Source organism: Kitasatospora sp. NPDC007106 (genome assembly GCF_040634455.1).
In the GTDB taxonomy this organism is placed as follows: domain Bacteria; phylum Actinomycetota; class Actinomycetes; order Streptomycetales; family Streptomycetaceae; genus Kitasatospora; species Kitasatospora arboriphila.
Genome location: NZ_JBEYFP010001488.1, coordinates 1 through 1,004, shown reverse-complemented (window position 1 = coordinate 1,004; position 1,004 = coordinate 1). Strand labels below are relative to the sequence as shown.

Genomic DNA, 1,004 nt, shown 5'->3' with positions numbered 1-1,004 from the left:
CCGCTCGGCCATGCAGTACTTCGTCCAGCAGGCCGGCCACTCCCAGGCCGACCGGTACCGGCACGACATGGCCCGGCTGCACCTGGGGTACCTCGCGGAGGCGGCCTGGGCCGAGACGGACTACGTGCCGGAGGTGTGGGAGTACCTGGCGATGCGCCAGTTCAACAACTTCCGCCCCTGCCCGACCATCACCGACACCGTGGGCGGCTACGAACTCCCGGCGGACCTGCACGCCCTGCCCGCCATGCAGCGGGTCATCGCGCTCGCGGGGAACGCGACCACGATCGTCAACGACCTGTACTCGTACACCAAGGAACTGGCCAGCCCCGGCCGGCACCTGAACCTGCCCGTGGTGATCGCCGAGCGCGAGGACTGCTCCGTCCGCGACGCCTACCTGAAGGCCGTCGAGGTCCACAACGACCTGATGCACGCCTTCGAGGCCGCGGCCGCCGACCTCGCCGCCGAGGTCCCCCATCCCGTGGTGCTGCGCTTCCTGCGCGGCGTCGCCGCCTGGGTCGACGGCAACCACTACTGGCACCAGACCAACACCTACCGCTACAGCCTGCCCGATTTCTGGTAAGAACCGGTAAGAACGGAATCATCTGTGACCAACACTCAGTTCGCCGCCGCCCCCGCCTCGGCCGTGATCCCCGGCCCGGCGACTCCCTACCAGGGCGACATCGCGCGCTACTGGGACCACGAGGCCCGGCCCGTGAACCTGCGCCTGGGCGACGTCGACGGTCTCTACCACCACCACTACGGCATCGGTGACGTCGACCACGCCGCCCTCGGCGACCCCGAGGACAGCACGTACGAGAAGAAGCTGATCGCCGAGCTGCACCGCCTGGAGTCGGCGCAGACCGACGTCCTCCTGGACCACCTCGGCGCCGTCGGGGCGGACGGGACCCTCGTGGACGCCGGCTGCGGCCGCGGCGGCTCGATGGTGATGGCCCACCAGCGCTTCGGATGCAAGGTCGAGGGCGTCACCCTGTCGGCCAAGCAGG

1 protein-coding gene and 1 pseudogene are annotated in these 1,004 nt (G+C 69.9%); both read left to right on the top strand.

All coding sequences use genetic code 11. The annotated features are described in order from the left end of the window. A pseudogene (gene tcp / locus ABZ641_RS39500) lies at positions 1–580 on the top strand (2-methylisoborneol synthase); the annotation flags it as partial. A gap of 24 nt (positions 581–604) precedes the next feature. Beyond that, positions 605–1,004 (top strand): class I SAM-dependent methyltransferase (locus ABZ641_RS39495; RefSeq protein ID WP_359989586.1); only part of this gene is annotated, 400 nt, incomplete at its 3' end.